A 14,528-nucleotide genomic window follows, 5' to 3' on the forward strand; every position below is an offset into this window, starting at 1 on the left:
CCACCAGTGCCACCCCGCCCTGGGCACCCGCACAAACTCTCCACCCCCGGACTGGGACGCCGCAGCGACCCGGCCGGTAACCCCTGTACGGGCACCAGGGCCCGTGCTGTCGTGAGCTCCCCCCTTCAGCCGTCACCGTGCCGGCCCCGGCACGGTCCCAAGGAGCCGCGATGCCCGCAGCACCACCGGACGGCGAGCCCGCGCTGCACGTCGAGAGCCTCGACGTGACGTACGGGCGCGCCCTGTCCGCCCTCCGTTCCGTGTCCCTGACCGTCCCGCACGGCGGTGTCGTCGCACTGCTCGGTGCCAACGGCGCCGGCAAGACGACGCTGCTGCGGGCCGTGTCGGGCACGCTGCGCCTGCACCGCGGCGCGATCACGGCCGGCCGCGTCCGCTACGGCGACACGGCGCTGGACGGGCGCGACCCCGTCGCCGCCGTACGCGCCGGAGTCGTCCAGGTGCCCGAGGGCAGGCGGGTGTTCGCCGGACTCAGCGTCGACGAGAACCTGCGGGCCGGGGGACTCGGCCTGAACCGGCGCGCCCCGGCCCAGGTCCGCGAAGCCCGGGAGCGGGTCTTCACCCTCTTCCCGCGGCTCGCCGAGCGCACCCGCCAGGCCGCCGGCCTGCTCTCCGGCGGGGAGCAGCAGATGCTGGCCATCGGCCGCGCCCTGATGGCCGCGCCCCGCATGCTCCTGCTGGACGAGCCCTCCCTCGGCCTCGCCCCGCTCATGGTCGACCGCATCGCCGAGGTGGTCCGCGAGATCAACGCCCAGGGCACCGCCGTACTCCTCGTCGAACAGAACGCCGGCATGGCACTGTCCCTCGCCGAGCACGCCCACGTCCTCGAGGTCGGCGAGATCCGGCTGTCCGGTCCCGCCGCCGAACTCGCCCGGACGGACGCCGTACGCCGCCTCTACCTCGGTGAGGACACCGAGACCGCCGAGGCCGCGGACGACACCGACGGCAAGGGGGCCGCGTGACCACCCGCACCGCCGCGCCACCGGCGCTCGAGGTCCGCGACGTGACCGTGCGCTTCGCCGGACTCGTCGCCCTCGACGACGTCTCCTTCACCGTCGCCCCGGGCACCGTGCACGCCGTCATCGGTCCCAACGGCGCGGGCAAGTCCACCTGTTTCAACGTCCTGTCGGGCCTGTACCGGCCCAGCGCCGGCACCGTTCGCCTCGGCGAGGCCGACCTGACCCGGCTCGCCCCGCACCGGATCGCCGCCCTCGGCGTGGCCCGTACCTTCCAGAACATCGTCACCACCCAGGGCACCGTCGCCGACAACCTGATGCTCGGCCGCCACGCCCTGTCCCGCGCCGGTTTCGCCGCCAGCGCCCTGCGCCTGCCCAGCGCCGTGCGCGAACAGCGCGCCCACCTCGCCAAGGCCCGCGAGATCGCCGAACTCGCCGGCCTCGGCGCCCACTTCGACTCGCCCGTGTCCCTGCTGTCGTACGGCGACCGCAAGCGCGTCGAACTCGCCCGTGCCCTCTGTCTGGAGCCCCGTGTACTGCTGCTCGACGAACCGGTGGCCGGCATGAACGCCGCCGAACGCGTCCGGATGACCGAGGTCGTCCGGGAGATCCGCGCCGAACTCGGCCTGTCCCTCGTGCTGGTCGAGCACGACATGGGCCTGGTCATGCGCCTCGCCGACGAGGTCACCGTCCTCGACTTCGGCAAGGCCATCGCCCACGGCACCCCCGACGAGGTCCGGCGCGACCCCGAGGTGCTGCGCGCCTACCTCGGCACCGGCGCAACCGGGGAGGACGCGGCATGACCGGCTTCCTCGACGCCCTCCTCAACGGCCTGTCCCTGGGCTCCGTCTACGCCCTGATCGCCCTCGGCTTCGTCACCATCTTCAAAGCCTCCGGCGTCCTGAGTTTCACCCACGGCTCGCTGCTGCTGCTTGGCGGCTACCTCGTCGCCGTACTCCACGACGACCTCGGTTTCGCCGGGGCGCTGGCCCTCGCCGTCGTCGTGACGGCCGCCGTGGCGGGCGCGCTGGACCGGCTGGTGCTGCAGCGGGTCGGCGGCACCGACCCGCACGCCGCCCACGTGCAGACCATCGTCACCATCGGCATCGACATCATCCTGGTGACCGACCTGGCCCGGCGGATCGGCGGCGACCTGCTGCCGCTCGGCGACCCCTGGGGCAACGCGGTGACCGACCTCGGCCCGGTGACGGTCGCCGACAGCCGCATCGCCGCGATCCTGGTGTCCGCCGCGGCCATCGGCGGCGCCTTCGCCCTCTTCCGGTTCACTCCCTGGGGCCTGTCGCTGCGCGCGGCGGCCGAGGACGGCGAGGCCGCCGCCCTCATGGGCGTACGGCTGACCCGCGTACGCACCGCCGCCTGGTGCCTGGCCGGCGGACTCGCCGCGCTCGCCGCGGTCTTCCTGGTCGCCTTCCCGGCGCCGGGACTGGAACGCACCACCGGACAGATCGCCCTCAAGGCCTTCCCGGCCGCCATCCTGGGCGGCATGGCCTCCCCGGTCGGCGCCCTGGTCGGCAGCATGCTGATCGGCCTCACCGAGGCCTTCGTCGCCGGCTACCAGTCCGACCTGCACATCCTCGGCGAGGGCTTCGGCGACGTCGCCCCGTACGCCGTCATGGTGCTGGTCCTCCTGGTGCGCCCCGCCGGGCTCTTCGCGGCGAAGGGAGCAGCCCGTGTCTGACCGCCGCAAGCCGAACAGCCTTCTCGACGGCCGCCTCCTCAAGCCCGGCAGGCTCCTGCTCGCCGCGCTCCTCCTGTGCGCCCTGCCCTTCTACCTGGACGCCTTCTGGCTGCGCATCGGCCTGTTCTCCATGGCCGCGGCCATCGGCGCCGTCGGCCTCAGCCTGCTCAGCGGCACCGCGGGCCAGCTCTCCCTCGGGCACGCCTTCTTCCTGGCCGTCGGCGCCTACGGCTACGTATGGCTGGCGGGCGAGCCCGGGCCGGGACTGCCGCCCCTCCTCGCCGCCGTCCTCGCCGTACTGCTCGCCGGGGCCGCGGGCGGCCTGTTCAGTCCCGTCGCCGGCCGGGTCAAGGGCGTCTACCTTGGGGTGGCCACCCTCGCCCTGGTCTTCCTCGGCCACCACGTCCTGCTCACCGCGGACTCCGTCACCGGCGGCTTCAACGGACGGTCGGTGCCGCCGCTGGAGATCGGCGGCTTCGCCTTCGCCGAGTCGGACCCCGAACTGACGGTCCTGGGCGTGCCGTTCGGAGCCGAGGAACGGCTCTGGTACCTGGGTCTCGCCCTGTTCGCCCTCACCTGGTACACCGCGCGCGGAGTCCTGCGCGGGCGGCCGGGGCGCGCCCTGTCCGCGCTGCGCGACAGCGAGACCGCGGCGTCCGTGATGGGCGTGCCCGTGGCGCGGTACCGCTCGGCGGCGTTCGTCGTCTCCTCGATGTACGCGGGCCTCGCCGGCGTCCTGCTCGCGCTCTCCTTCCGCCGTGTCGTGCCCGACTACTTCTCACTCCTCCTCTCCGTCGACTACCTCGCCATGATCGTCATCGGTGGTCTCGGCTCGGTGGCCGGCGCCACCGCCGGAGCCGTCTTCGTCACCGCCCTGCCGCTGCTGATGACGCGCTACGCCGACCAGTTGCCGCTGGTGGCGACGCCGGGCTCCGGCGACGGCTCGATCGGCCCGACCGAGGCCGCCCGCTACCTGTACGGCGCCGCGATCGTCGTCATCCTGCTCTACGCCCCCGACGGCCTGCACGGACTGGCCCGCCGGACCCGCGCCCGCCTGCGCCGCCGACCGTCCGGTCCCCCCTCCGCCACCACGGAAGCCACCGGAGACGCCGCGGCCACCGAGACCTCCGCGACCACAGCAACATCCGCACGAGCCAAGGAGCACACCCCGTGAACGTCACGCACCCGAGGCCCCGCGCCACCCGGACCGCCGCCCTGGCCGCGGCACTGGCCGCCGTGCTGCTCGCGGGCACCGCATGCAGCTCCAAGGCGGAGGGCGGAGGCACCGACGAAGCCGCCGACGGCGTCAAGGCCGGCCCCGGAGTCAGCGAGAAGGCCATCAGGCTCGGCGCGCTGACCGACCTCACCGGCCCCTACGCCACCCTCGGCAAGTCCATCGTGCAGGCCCAGCAGATGTGGGCCGACGAGACCAACGCGGCGGGCGGCATCTGCGGACGCGAGGTCGAGATCGTCGTCAAGGACCACGGCTACGACGTGCAGAAGGCGGTGACCGCCTACGCCGACATCTCCCCGGACGTGGTGGCCCTGCCCCAGGTCATCGGCTCACCGGTGGTCGCGGCGCTGCTCGACGACATCGAGCGGGACAGCATGCTGACCTTCCCGCAGGCCTGGGCCGCCTCCCTGCTCGGCAAGGACGCCGTCCAGGTCCTCGGCACCACCTACGACCTCGACATGATCGCGGCCGTCGACTTCCTGACCCGTACCAAGAAGATCGCCAAGGGCGACACGATCGGCCACGTGTACTTCGAGGGCGACTACGGCGCCAACGCGCTGGAGGGTTCCGAGTGGGCCGCCGAGCAGGCCGGGATGAAGGTGGTCGGACAGAAGATCAAGGCGACGGACACCGACCTGACCGCGCAGGTCTCCGCACTGAGCAACGCCGGGGTGAAGGCCGTCCTGATCAGCGCGGGTCCCGCCCAGACCGCGTCCCTCGCCGGAGTCGCCGCCGCCCGGGGCCTGAAGGTGCCCATCGTCTCCAGCGCTCCCGGATACTCCCCGCAGCTGATGAAGACCCCCGCGGCGCCGGCCCTGGAGGCCATGGTCCACGTCGTCAGCGCCGCACCCGCGGTCAGCTCCGGCCTGCCGGGCGTCAAGAAGATGGTCGCCTCCTACACCGAGAAGTACCCCGGCGAGCCGGTCGACTCCGGCGTGCTCTCCGGCTACAACGCCGCCCAGCTGATCGGCGCCGACCTGAAGAAGGCCTGTGAGGGCGGCAGCCTGACCCGCGAGGCCGTGGTGAAGGCACACCGCTCGCAGAAGAACGCGGACACCGGCCTCGGCACCCCGCAGAACTTCACCTTCGTGACCGAGCCGGCCAGCCGGTCCACCTACGTGCTCAAGCCCGACGCCAAGGCGGTCGGCGGCCTGGTCGGCGTGGAGGACGCCCACAAGGCGCCCGGCGTCGACGCGTACCTGGCCGCGCGCGGCTGACCGCAGTGAGTGGCCGTCAACTCGCCTGCCCGGCAGACGCTTTGGCGGCCGCTCGGTCCGCGTACTGGTTTCCCTGACCACCGGGTCTCTAGGATGTACTCTCTGTCATGCCAGTCCAGTTGGCGCCCGTACGGAGCTGGGGGAACGATGCAAGCCGACAAGCAGCTGTCCACGGAGATCGACGCCAACGTGCCCACGGCCGCACGTATGTACGACTATTATCTGGGCGGCAAGGACAACTACGCGGCCGACCGTGCGGCGGTCGGTGAACTCGACAAGGTCGTCCCCAGCACCCGCCGGCTGGCCCTGAACAACCGGCGCTTCCTGCAGCGGGTCGTCAGGACCCTCGCCGAGGACTACGGCATCCGCCAGTTCCTGGACCACGGTTCCGGCCTGCCCACGCAGGACAACGTGCACCAGGTCGCCCAGCGCATCGACCCCGAGTCCCGCGTCGTCTACGTCGACAACGACCCGATGGTGCTGGTCCACGGCCGTGCGCTGCTGGACCAGAACGACCGGACCGCCGTCATCCACGCCGACATGCGCTCGACCGAGGAGATCTTCTCCCACCCGGACACCCAGCGCCTGATCGACTTCTCGCAGCCGGTCGCCGTGCTGTTCAACTCGGTCTTCCACTGCATCCCGGACAGCGACACCGACGGCCCGATGTCGGTCGTCCGCCGCGTCACCGAGCGGCTCGTGCCCGGGAGCTACGCGGTGATGTGCCAGCTGGTCAGCGAAGACGCCGAAGTGCGGAAGTTCGTCACGGACTTCATGGACCAGGCGACGCAGGGGCACTGGGGCCGGGTCCGCGAGCCGAAGGACGTCGAGGCGCTCTTCGCAGGCATGGACATCCTGGAACCGGGCCTGGTGGAGGTCTCCACCTGGCGTCCGGACACCGATGTGGCTCCCCGTCAGCTCACCGACGAGTGGATCGAGTTCGGCGGACTGGGCCGCCTCCGCTAGCGGACGACGTGGATGAGGGCCGCGCGAGGCCGCGCGGCCCTGCTTCTCGCGGTGGCCGGTCAATCACCGACGGCCGCGTCGGCTACTTCCCGGGGTAGCGCTGCGCCATCGTCGAGCGCAGCAGCTCGAGCGACCCGCGCGGAGTCAGCGCCTCGTCGGCCAGCCGGTCCAGCGCGACCCGGTACTCCTCGGTCTCGTCGCGGTCCTCGAGGAAGTTGGCGCTCCTGATGTGCTCCAGGTACACCACGTCGGGCAGGTCGGCGCCGCCGAAACGCAGATAGGTGACCGGGATCGCGGGCGCCGAAGCGTTCGTGACGTCCAGCGGCACGATCTGGAGCGTCACATGGGGCTCCTCCGCCACCTTGACGAGATGCTCCAGCTGCTCGCGCATGACCTCGCGGCTGCCCAGCACGCGCAGCAGCACGGACTCGTCGATGATCGCCCACAGCTGCGGGGCGTCCTTGCGGTGCAGCAGCTCCGCGCGGCGCATGCGCAGCTCCACCCGTCGCCGGACCTCGCCCTCGGGCGCGTTGGGCAGGCCTCGCTCGACCACGGCACGGGTGTAGTCCGGCGTCTGGAGCAGGCCGGGAACGTACTGGATCTCGAAGGTCCGGATGGTCGCCGCGGCCTCCTGGAGGCCGACCAGACGGTCGAACCACTCGGGCATCAGACGCTTGTCGTACCGCTGCCACCAGCCCGGCTCACCGGCGCGTCGGAGCAGTTTGAGCAGGACCGAGGCCTCGTACGTGTCGGTGCCGTACCGGTCCAGCAGCGCGCGGACGTCTTTCTCCGCCGGGGGCCTGCGGCCCTTGCCCGACTCGATGCGCGAGAGCTTCGCCGCGCTGAAACCCAGCTCGCGTGCCGCCTGCTCCTGGGAGAGGCCGGCGTCCTCACGGAAGCCCGCCAGCTGAACGCCGACGAGCATCTTCAGCAGAGTGGGAGCCGGCTCGGCCCGGTCCAGATAAGGTTCGAGACGGGAGATGCGAGGCGACGCGGCGGCGGACATCCTGACTCCCAGCAGACCGGCAGACTTGAGAAACCACACTATCTCATCCTGCCTATGCCTACCGCATCCGCCCGTGGAAATCGGGTAGTTGGCCTCCGCTTGGGCAAAGGCACCCGCCGCCCCCGCGGCACGCGTCGCCGTGATCGCGGCCCGCCTCACAGCAGGTGGTCGAACTCGCCCTCCTTCGCCCCGGCCAGGAAGGCGGCGACCTCGGCGGGGGTGTAGACGAGCGCGGGGCCGTCGGGATCGCGGGAGTTGCGCATCGCGATGCCGCCGTCCACCAGGGCGACCTCGACGCAGTTGCCCTCGGCGTTGCTGTGCCGACTCTTCTTCCAGCAGGCTTCCAACGAGCTGGCCTGCACTCCGTTGCGCACTGGTGGCACCGCGGTCTCCTTGCCGTTCGGGGGAGCGGACCGGGCCTCTTCGGTGCCCGTGCGCCCCCATCCGATTTTTTTCACGCAATTTCCCGTGCAATTGCACGCGAGCGCTGTCAGCGTGGATAATAGCCGTGGCGTCAACCCCCCGGTCGACGCCCCGTTCTGACGTTGCATCAGGGAGATGCCGTGTCGTCACCTGCGCATTTAAGGCTCCGGCCGTCCGGCGAACCCGCGTCGGAGGCAGGTGTGGCGAGCCGGTTCGGCGGGCTGCCGCACACGGCGGAGCCGGCCGTCGGCCGGGATCCGTGGCCGTTCGCCGCTCCCGACGCCAGGTCGCGCGTGCGGGACGGCAGTCCGGACTCCGCGGTGCTGCGGATCGCCTGCAGCGCGGAGGGCTTCGCCCGCGCCCGGGTCTTCACCCGGGAGACGCTCGGCGGCTGGTCCCTGGACCGGCACGCCGACGACGCCGTCCTCGTGATCACGGAGCTCGCCTCCAACGCCGTGGCCCACGCGGTGCCGTCCGCCGCGGCCGGTGCGCCGGAGGTCAGGCTGGGACTCGCCCTGGGCCCCGGTCACCTGATGCTGACCGTCTCCGACCCGGGCGGCAACGAACCCGTGCGCACCCCGTCCGACGGCTCCGCACTGCGCGAGCACGGACGCGGCCTGTGCATCGTCGACGCCCTGGCCGACGACTGGGGCTGGACCCCGAGGCCGCCGGCGGGCAAGACCGTCTGGGCCACCCTGACGACCCGCCCCCTCACCTGACCCGACTGCCGCGGAGGGCCCCACACCATGCGCAGCGCTCCGACACCCGAGCCGAGCATCCGGCGCACCGACCGTCAGACGCGGGCGCCCGGCCTGCCCCGGGCCGCCGCCCCCCTCGCGGGGCTGGACGGAGTGCCCTGGGGCGAGATCCAGGACTCCAGCGGTTCGGCCGCGGCCATTCCGCGCCTGCTGCGCAAGGTCGCCGGGGGTGACCCGGAGACCGCCCGAGCCGCCCTCGCCGATCTGCGGAAACGCATCTGCCAGTACGGCTTCGTCGTCGAGCAGGCGACCGCGGCGACCGTCCCCTTCCTCTGGGAGCTCGCGCAGCGGCCCCAGGTGAACTGCCGGGCCCAGATCATCCAGCTGCTCAAGAACATCGCCGACGCACGGCAGTGGGAGACCACCGCCACCGTCTATCCCAAGCTGCTCAACCACCGGGAGAACCCGGTGGCATGGGAGCGCGCGGCACGGCAGGCCGTCCGGGCCCGGCGGGACGAGCTGGAGCGGCTGCTCGTCGACGACGACAGCGAGATCACGCAGGCCACCACCGAACTCGCCCGCACGCTCGGAGACTGAGGCCCGCGCCCTCCACGGGGGAGAAGGCGCGGGTCTCCCTCCGGCGCGCGACGGACGCGACGACGTACCGGCGTGCCCGCGTGCCGGTGTACCGACCCGCGGGACAAGGTGGCGTACTCCTCGCCGACGGGGTAGGAAAGCGCGCGGAAGAAAGCGCTTGTACCCTTTCGGTCACCAGGAGGACCACGCCGATGGCGTCGCCGCCCGAAAAGCCGCTCGACCACCGCTACCGGGGCGAACACCCGATACGCACGCTCGTCTACCTGTTCCGCGCCGACCGCCACCGGCTGGCCGGCGCGGTCGCGGTCTTCACCGTCAAACACAGCCCGGTCTGGCTGCTGCCCCTCATCACCGCGTCCATCATCGACACCGTCGTCCAGCACGGCCCGATCGGCGACCTGTGGACCAGCACCGGGATCATCATGTTCATCCTGGTCGTCAACTACCCGCTGCACCTGCTGTACGTCCGCCTCCTGTACGGCAGTGTGCGGCGCATGGGCACCGCCCTGCGCTCCGCGCTGTGCACCCGCATGCAGCAGCTCTCCATCGGCTATCACTCGCGCGTCAGCGCCGGCGTGCTGCAGGCCAAGGTCGTCCGGGACGTCGAGACGGTCGAGCAGATGGTCCAGCAGACCGCCGAGACGGGACTCGGCGCGTTCACCGTCCTCGCCGGCGGCCTCGTCATCATCGGGGTCCGCACCCCGGAGTTCCTGCCCGTCTTCCTGGTCGTCGTCCCCGCCGCCTCCCTGCTGGTGGCGCGGCTGAGGGCCCGGCTGCGCACCCACAACGAACACTTCCGCCACGAGGTCGAGGCCCTCTCCTCCCGGGTCACGGAGATGACCCGGCTGATCCCGGTCACCCGCGCCCACGGCCTGGAGCGCAAGGCGCTGCGCCGCATGGACGGCACCCTGGACCGCCTGCTGACCTCCGGCAACCGCCTCGACCTGGTCAACGGCCGCTTCGGCTCACTGTCCTGGGTCGTGCTCAACGTGGTCGGCGTGCTGGTGCTCGCGGGCGCCGCGCTCATCTCCTACCACGGCGTCTGGGGCGTCTCCGCCGGCGACGTCGTGATGCTCAGCGCCTTCCTGACCACCCTCACCAACTCCACGACAACGTTGGCAAGCCTCGCACCGGTCATCACCAAGGGCCTGGAGTCCGTGCGTTCGGTCGGCGAGGTGCTCCAGGCCCCCGAGCTGGAGGACAACGAGGGCAAGGCGGAGCTCGCCTCGCTGCGCGGAGCCGTCACCTTCGAGGGGGTCGGTCACCTCTTCGACGGCGACGGACGGCCCGCGGTGAGCGACTTCACGCTGGCGGTCGAACCCGGCGAGACGATCGCGCTGGTGGGCGCGTCCGGTGCCGGCAAGTCCACGGTGCTCAACCTCGTCATTGGCTTCCTGCGGCCCACGTCCGGCCGGCTGCTGCTGGACGGCACCGACATGAACACCCTCGACCTGCGCACCTACCGGCGGTTCGTCTCGGTGGTACCGCAGGAGTCGATCCTCTTCGACGGCACCATCCGGGAGAACGTCGCCTACGGCATGGACGACGCCGACGAGGAGGCGGTGCGCGGGGCGCTGCGCGACGCCAACGCGCTGGAGTTCGTGGACCGGCTGCCCCAAGGCCTCGACACCCTGGTCGGGGAGCACGGCGCTCGGCTGTCCGGCGGTCAGCGTCAGCGACTGGCCATCGCCCGCGCCCTGATCCGGGACCCCAGGGTACTCATCCTGGACGAGGCCACCTCGGCGCTCGACACCCGTTCCGAAGCCCTCGTCCAGGAGGCCCTGGCCCGGTTGCTGCGCGGCCGGACGACCTTCGTCGTCGCCCACCGGCTGTCCACCGTCCGGGGCGCGGACCGGATCGTGGTCATGGGCGAGGGCCGCATCCTGGAGACCGGCACCCACGAGGAACTGCTGGGCGGGGGAGGGGCGTACACGGCGCTGCACAGCGGCCAGGTCGCCTGACCACGGCCGCCGAGGAGCGAAGGCCGAGCTGCGAGGACCCGATCAAGGGCCGTCAGGCCGAGGCTCCGCTGTCGATGACCAGGTCGGCGCCGACCACCGCGCCGGCCGCGGGGGAGGCGAGGTAGAGCACCGCGGCCGCCACTTCCTCCGCCTCCGCGACCCGGCCGAGCGGGTTCTCCGTCTTCACGCGCTCGGCGCGGTCTGCCTCACTCTCGCCGGGCCGCAGCGACATGGGGGCGGCGGAGGCGCCGGGGCTCACCGCGTTGACGCGGATGCCCTGGTGGATGTGGTCGAGGGCGGCGGCGCGGGTCAGCGCGGAGACCGCGGCCTTCGAGGTGACGTACGCGGCGGCGTTCGCAATCCGCAGATGTGCGCCCAGGTTGGAGGAGACGTTGACGATGGCGCCGCCGCCGTTGTCCTTCATGTGCGCGATCTCGTGCTTCATGGCCAGCCAGACGCCGGTGACGTTCGTCCGCAGCACCGCGTCCCAGTCCTCCTCGCTCACCTCACCGACGGGCACGGTGCCGCGGAGTATCCCGGCGTTGTTGACCGCGATGTCCAGTCCACCGAAGCGGACGACGCTCTCGCGCACCAGGTTCTTCAGCTGACCGGAGTCGGTGACGTCGGCGGTGACGGCGGCGGCCGTGCCGCCCGCGCCCTCGATGAGACCGACCGTCTCGTGCAGTGTGGCCGCGGTGCGCCCGGCGGCGACCACGGACGCGCCCTCGGCCGCGAACGCGAGCGCGATCGCGCGGCCGAGGCCGGAGCCCGCGCCGGTGACGAGGACGGTCCTGCCGGTGAAACGGTTCATTCCGGTGACTCCTTGAGCAGTGGATTACTTGACCGATCGGTTCATTATTCGGGCATGCGGAAGACAGCCCGGTGGTGCCGGTGGCTGTGCGTCAGTCCAGCAGGGCCAGGGCCTGTTCGGCCGCGTCCCGCACCCGGGCGGGATCGTTCGACGCCTTGCCGACCACCCGTACGCCCTGCATCAGGACGAGCAGCATGCGGGCCAGCGCCCGCGGATCGCGGTCCTCGGGCAGCTCGCCCTGGGTCTGGGCCCGTACGAGTGCGGAGTGCAGCGGGGTCTCGATGTGCTCCCAGCTGAGCTCGACCCGGCGGGCCGCCGCGGGATCGTGCGGGGCCAGCTCGGCCGCGGTGTTGGTGACGAAGCAGCCGTGCAGCCGGGCTTCCGGGGAGGCGGCCTCCGCGGCGAATCGGCGCACCACCGCCCGCACCGCTGGAAGCGCCGGACCGGGCCGGGACAACTCGGTGAGGAGGGTCGGGTCGCGTGTCTCGGCGTACCGGTCCATGGCCTTCAGGTAGAGCTCGTGCTTGCTGCCGAAGGTCGCGTAGAGGCTGGCGCGGCCGATACCGAGGTGCTCGACGAGGTCCGACATCGACGTCGCTTCGTAGCCGCGCCGCCAGAACAGCTCGAGGGCCGACTGCAGCGCGGCGTCCGGATCGAATTCCTTGGTCCTGGCCACGTCCAGGACCCTAGGGTTATTTAGAACGATCAGTCAAGTTGCGGCAGGGAGTCGTTCTGTTCCTTTTGGGTCGGAAAGTTGCCACCGTTCGACGAAGGTCGGTCAGTGAGCGACGGGTTTTCGTCAATTGCGAGTGGTGGCGTGCATGGTGTGAATGTTTCGTCCGGGTTCGGGCATACGGAGCGCAAATCGAGAGAGGGGCGCTTCGTGCTCGAACCGGACCCGAAGGTCGTCAGGGAGTTGCTGACGCGGTACGCGTCACTGCGGATCGCTCAGGCGGAGAGGCAGAGCCCGGCGGCGGCGCGCGAGCTGGCGGACGTCAGCTACACGCTCTGCGTGATGATGGCGGCCACCGCCATCCACGACGCGGTGGCCAAGGCTGACGCGCTGCTGCTCGCCAAGGGGCGGACGCCGGACACCGTCCGCGCGGCGGACCCGGACGGGGAGAGCGGCCTGTCGCTGGCCGTGTGAGAACGCCGTACCCCGGGGCCCGTCCCGGAGGCCGGGCCGCGGCCGGCGGACTGATCTCCGAGACGGGCCCTACGCACCCCGTGCCGGAGTCCCGGACTTCCCGTGGAACGCGGCGCGATAGGCGTGGGGTGTCGTCCCGACCACCCGCCGGAACCGCTCCCGGAAGGCCGTGGGGGAGCCGAACCCGGCCTGCCGCGCGATCCGTTCGACCGAGTGGTCGCCGTTCTCCAGCAGGTACTGGGCGCGCCGTACCCGAGCCCGCAGCAGCCACTGCAAGGGCGTGGTGCCGGTCTGCTCACGGAACCGGCGGCTGAAGGTGCGCTCGCTCATGCCCGAGCGCGCCGCCAGCGTCCCGAGGGTGATCTCCCCGGCCAGGTTGTCCTCGATCCACTCCAGCAGCGGCTCCAGGTCCGAACCCCGCGGCACCGGCGGGTACGCGTGCACGATGAACTGGGCCTGCCCGCCCTCCCGTTCCAGCGGTACCACGCACATCCGGGCGGCGTGCGCGGCGACCGCCGACCCCAGGTCCCGGCGGATCATGTGCAGGCACATGTCGAGACCGGCGGCGGCTCCCGCCGAGGTGAGGATCTGGCCGTTGTCGACGTAGAGCACGTCCGGGTCCACCCGCACGCGCGGGTGGCGGCGGGCCAGTTCCGCCGCGGCGATCCAGTGCGTGGTGGCCCGCAGGCCGTCCAGCAGCCCGGCCTCGGCGAGGACGAAGGCGCCCACGCACACGGACGCGATCCGCGTCCCGGCGCCGGCCGCCCGCCGCAGCGCCGCCAGGACGCGTTCGGAGGGCGGTCCGGACTCCTCGGAGCGGCCCGGCACGATGATCGTGTCGGCCGACTCCAACGCCTCGAGGCCCTGGTCGACGCGGAGGCCGAGTCCGTGCGTGCGCACCTCGGGCGACTCGGCGCACAGCCGCACCCGGTACGGGGCGCGCCCGTCGGGCAGCCGCGTCCAGTCGAAGGCCTGCATGGGCGCCGCCATGTCGAACGGCACCACGTCGTCGAGGACCAGGATCGCCACGGAGTGCATGGACGCCACGATAGGCGGGATCCCGCCGGGCGCAGAAGGGCGTGCACCGTACCGCGACATCGCCCGGCCCGGTGGCCGGCGGCTGGTGGGAGGGTTGGCGAGAACCCGTTGAAGGCTGTCGTTCCAGCCTCTGTGCGATCACGCGCCGGCTTCCTAACGTGGCTCTCACCGCACCGCCTCTCCCGCCTCCCGGAGCCTCTGCCGATGACCAAGTTCCTGCTGTCCCTCCACGTCCTGGCCGCCATCCTCGCGATCGGCCCCGTCACCGTCGCGGCCAGCATGTTCCCGCCGGCCGTCCGCCGGGCAGCGGTGGCCCTGCCCGTGGGCGGCGGCGGAGAAGAGGTCGCGACCGGTGCCGTGGACGCCGGCGACGTGGGCACCGTCCGGCTGCTGCACCGCATCTGCCGGGTCTACGCCGGACTCGGCGTCGCGGTACCGCTCCTCGGTCTCGCCACCGCCTTGGCGATGGGCGTGCTGGGGGACGCGTGGCTCATCGCGTCCATCACCCTGACCGCGGCCGCGGCGGGCATCCTGCTCGCTCTCGTCCTGCCGCGGCAGGAGGAACTGCTGGAGGACCTGACCGGCCGGCGGCCCGTCGAGCGCGCCAGGACGGCCCGGCTGGCGATGTTCACCGGCCTGTTCAACCTGCTGTGGGCCACCGTGACGGTGCTCATGATCGTCCGGCCGGGGTCCACGACCGGCGCCTGAGCGGCCGTCACCTTCGGACATGTGCGCACCACCGGGTGGACGGACGCCT

The 14,528-nt window shown here is 72.0% G+C and carries 16 protein-coding genes; 11 read left to right on the top strand and 5 right to left on the bottom strand.

Annotation, left to right across the window (positions count from 1 at the left end):
* The first annotated feature begins 170 nt into the window (after positions 1-170).
* From AMK11_RS19290 to AMK11_RS19315, 6 genes are all read left to right on the top strand, one after another.
* Complete coding sequence (locus AMK11_RS19290) at positions 171-980, top strand: ABC transporter ATP-binding protein (protein WP_073728746.1); 810 nt, start codon at positions 171-173, stop codon at positions 978-980.
* A complete protein-coding gene (locus AMK11_RS19295; RefSeq protein WP_073728748.1) occupies positions 977-1,777 on the top strand; it encodes an ABC transporter ATP-binding protein in 801 nt (266 codons plus the stop codon). The genes AMK11_RS19290 and AMK11_RS19295 overlap by 4 nt, the downstream gene beginning before the upstream one ends.
* Positions 1,774-2,673 (top strand): branched-chain amino acid ABC transporter permease, encoded by a 900-nt coding sequence (locus AMK11_RS19300; RefSeq protein WP_073728750.1) that lies wholly within the window; start codon positions 1,774-1,776, stop codon positions 2,671-2,673. The genes AMK11_RS19295 and AMK11_RS19300 overlap by 4 nt, the downstream gene beginning before the upstream one ends.
* Positions 2,666-3,847, top strand: coding sequence for a branched-chain amino acid ABC transporter permease (locus AMK11_RS19305; protein WP_079187535.1), 1,182 nt, complete (start codon positions 2,666-2,668; stop codon positions 3,845-3,847). The genes AMK11_RS19300 and AMK11_RS19305 overlap by 8 nt, the downstream gene beginning before the upstream one ends.
* The gene (locus tag AMK11_RS19310; protein WP_073728752.1) at positions 3,844-5,124 is read left to right on the top strand and encodes an ABC transporter substrate-binding protein; all 1,281 of its coding nucleotides are present in this window, start codon (positions 3,844-3,846) and stop codon (positions 5,122-5,124) included. The genes AMK11_RS19305 and AMK11_RS19310 overlap by 4 nt, the downstream gene beginning before the upstream one ends.
* 147 nt (positions 5,125-5,271) lie before the next feature.
* Positions 5,272-6,090, top strand: coding sequence for an SAM-dependent methyltransferase (locus AMK11_RS19315; RefSeq protein WP_073728754.1), 819 nt, complete (start codon positions 5,272-5,274; stop codon positions 6,088-6,090).
* An 82-nt stretch (positions 6,091-6,172) separates the two neighbouring features.
* On the opposite strand, the gene AMK11_RS19320 is transcribed toward AMK11_RS19315, so the two are convergent.
* Both AMK11_RS19320 and AMK11_RS19325 read right to left on the bottom strand, forming a co-directional pair.
* Positions 6,173-7,096, bottom strand: coding sequence for a helix-turn-helix domain-containing protein (locus tag AMK11_RS19320; protein WP_073728756.1), 924 nt, complete (start codon positions 7,094-7,096; stop codon positions 6,173-6,175).
* Between the two features lie 155 nt (positions 7,097-7,251).
* Positions 7,252-7,479 (bottom strand): DUF397 domain-containing protein, encoded by a 228-nt coding sequence (locus AMK11_RS19325; RefSeq protein WP_031015816.1) that lies wholly within the window; start codon positions 7,477-7,479, stop codon positions 7,252-7,254.
* 240 nt (positions 7,480-7,719) lie between these two features.
* On the opposite strand from AMK11_RS19325, the gene AMK11_RS19330 reads away from it, so the two are divergent.
* From AMK11_RS19330 to AMK11_RS19340, 3 genes are all read left to right on the top strand, one after another.
* The gene (locus tag AMK11_RS19330; protein WP_383581582.1) at positions 7,720-8,238 is read left to right on the top strand and encodes an ATP-binding protein; all 519 of its coding nucleotides are present in this window, start codon (positions 7,720-7,722) and stop codon (positions 8,236-8,238) included.
* A gap of 27 nt (positions 8,239-8,265) precedes the next feature.
* Positions 8,266-8,814, top strand: coding sequence for a hypothetical protein (locus AMK11_RS19335; RefSeq protein ID WP_198941404.1), 549 nt, complete (start codon positions 8,266-8,268; stop codon positions 8,812-8,814).
* 191 nt (positions 8,815-9,005) lie between these two features.
* A complete protein-coding gene (locus AMK11_RS19340; protein WP_073728760.1) occupies positions 9,006-10,775 on the top strand; it encodes an ABC transporter ATP-binding protein in 1,770 nt (589 codons plus the stop codon).
* A gap of 52 nt (positions 10,776-10,827) precedes the next feature.
* Here AMK11_RS19340 and AMK11_RS19345 read toward each other — a convergent pair whose 3' ends face one another.
* Together AMK11_RS19345 and AMK11_RS19350 are read right to left on the bottom strand one after the other, a co-directional pair.
* Complete coding sequence (locus tag AMK11_RS19345; protein WP_073728762.1) at positions 10,828-11,586, bottom strand: SDR family NAD(P)-dependent oxidoreductase; 759 nt, start codon at positions 11,584-11,586, stop codon at positions 10,828-10,830.
* A gap of 91 nt (positions 11,587-11,677) precedes the next feature.
* Positions 11,678-12,262, bottom strand: a complete 585-nt coding sequence (locus AMK11_RS19350) for a TetR/AcrR family transcriptional regulator (RefSeq protein ID WP_073728764.1) — start codon at positions 12,260-12,262, stop codon at positions 11,678-11,680.
* 207 nt (positions 12,263-12,469) lie between these two features.
* On the opposite strand from AMK11_RS19350, the gene AMK11_RS19355 reads away from it, so the two are divergent.
* Entirely contained in the window at positions 12,470-12,733 is a 264-nt protein-coding gene (locus AMK11_RS19355) for a DUF5133 domain-containing protein (protein WP_073728766.1), read from the top strand.
* A 69-nt stretch (positions 12,734-12,802) separates the two neighbouring features.
* On the opposite strand, the gene AMK11_RS19360 is transcribed toward AMK11_RS19355, so the two are convergent.
* Positions 12,803-13,771 carry a GlxA family transcriptional regulator gene (locus AMK11_RS19360; RefSeq protein ID WP_073728768.1) on the bottom strand — a complete coding sequence of 323 codons (969 nt, stop codon included), beginning with the start codon at positions 13,769-13,771 and terminating at the stop codon, positions 12,803-12,805.
* A 204-nt stretch (positions 13,772-13,975) separates the two neighbouring features.
* Here AMK11_RS19360 and AMK11_RS19365 point away from each other — a divergent pair, with 204 nt between their 5' ends.
* Positions 13,976-14,479, top strand: coding sequence for a hypothetical protein (locus AMK11_RS19365; RefSeq protein WP_073728770.1), 504 nt, complete (start codon positions 13,976-13,978; stop codon positions 14,477-14,479).
* Positions 14,480-14,528: the final 49 nt, after the last annotated feature.

The organism is Streptomyces sp. CB02414, assembly GCF_001905385.1.
Classification (GTDB): domain Bacteria; phylum Actinomycetota; class Actinomycetes; order Streptomycetales; family Streptomycetaceae; genus Streptomyces.

Bases quoted from the DNA above. Each gene is read 5' to 3' on its own strand.
- AMK11_RS19345 (WP_073728762.1), bottom strand. From the start codon at position 11,586: ATGAACCGTTTCACCGGCAGGACCGTCCTCGTCACCGGCGCGGGCTCC.
- AMK11_RS19320 (WP_073728756.1), bottom strand. From the start codon at position 7,096: ATGTCCGCCGCCGCGTCGCCTCGCATCTCCCGTCTCGAACCTTATCTG.
- AMK11_RS19335 (WP_198941404.1), top strand. From the start codon at position 8,266: ATGCGCAGCGCTCCGACACCCGAGCCGAGCATCCGGCGCACCGACCGT.
- AMK11_RS19340 (WP_073728760.1), top strand. From the start codon at position 9,006: ATGGCGTCGCCGCCCGAAAAGCCGCTCGACCACCGCTACCGGGGCGAA.
- AMK11_RS19365 (WP_073728770.1), top strand. From the start codon at position 13,976: ATGACCAAGTTCCTGCTGTCCCTCCACGTCCTGGCCGCCATCCTCGCG.
- AMK11_RS19300 (WP_073728750.1), top strand. From the start codon at position 1,774: ATGACCGGCTTCCTCGACGCCCTCCTCAACGGCCTGTCCCTGGGCTCC.
- AMK11_RS19315 (WP_073728754.1), top strand. From the start codon at position 5,272: ATGCAAGCCGACAAGCAGCTGTCCACGGAGATCGACGCCAACGTGCCC.
- AMK11_RS19290 (WP_073728746.1), top strand. From the start codon at position 171: ATGCCCGCAGCACCACCGGACGGCGAGCCCGCGCTGCACGTCGAGAGC.
- AMK11_RS19360 (WP_073728768.1), bottom strand. From the start codon at position 13,771: ATGCACTCCGTGGCGATCCTGGTCCTCGACGACGTGGTGCCGTTCGAC.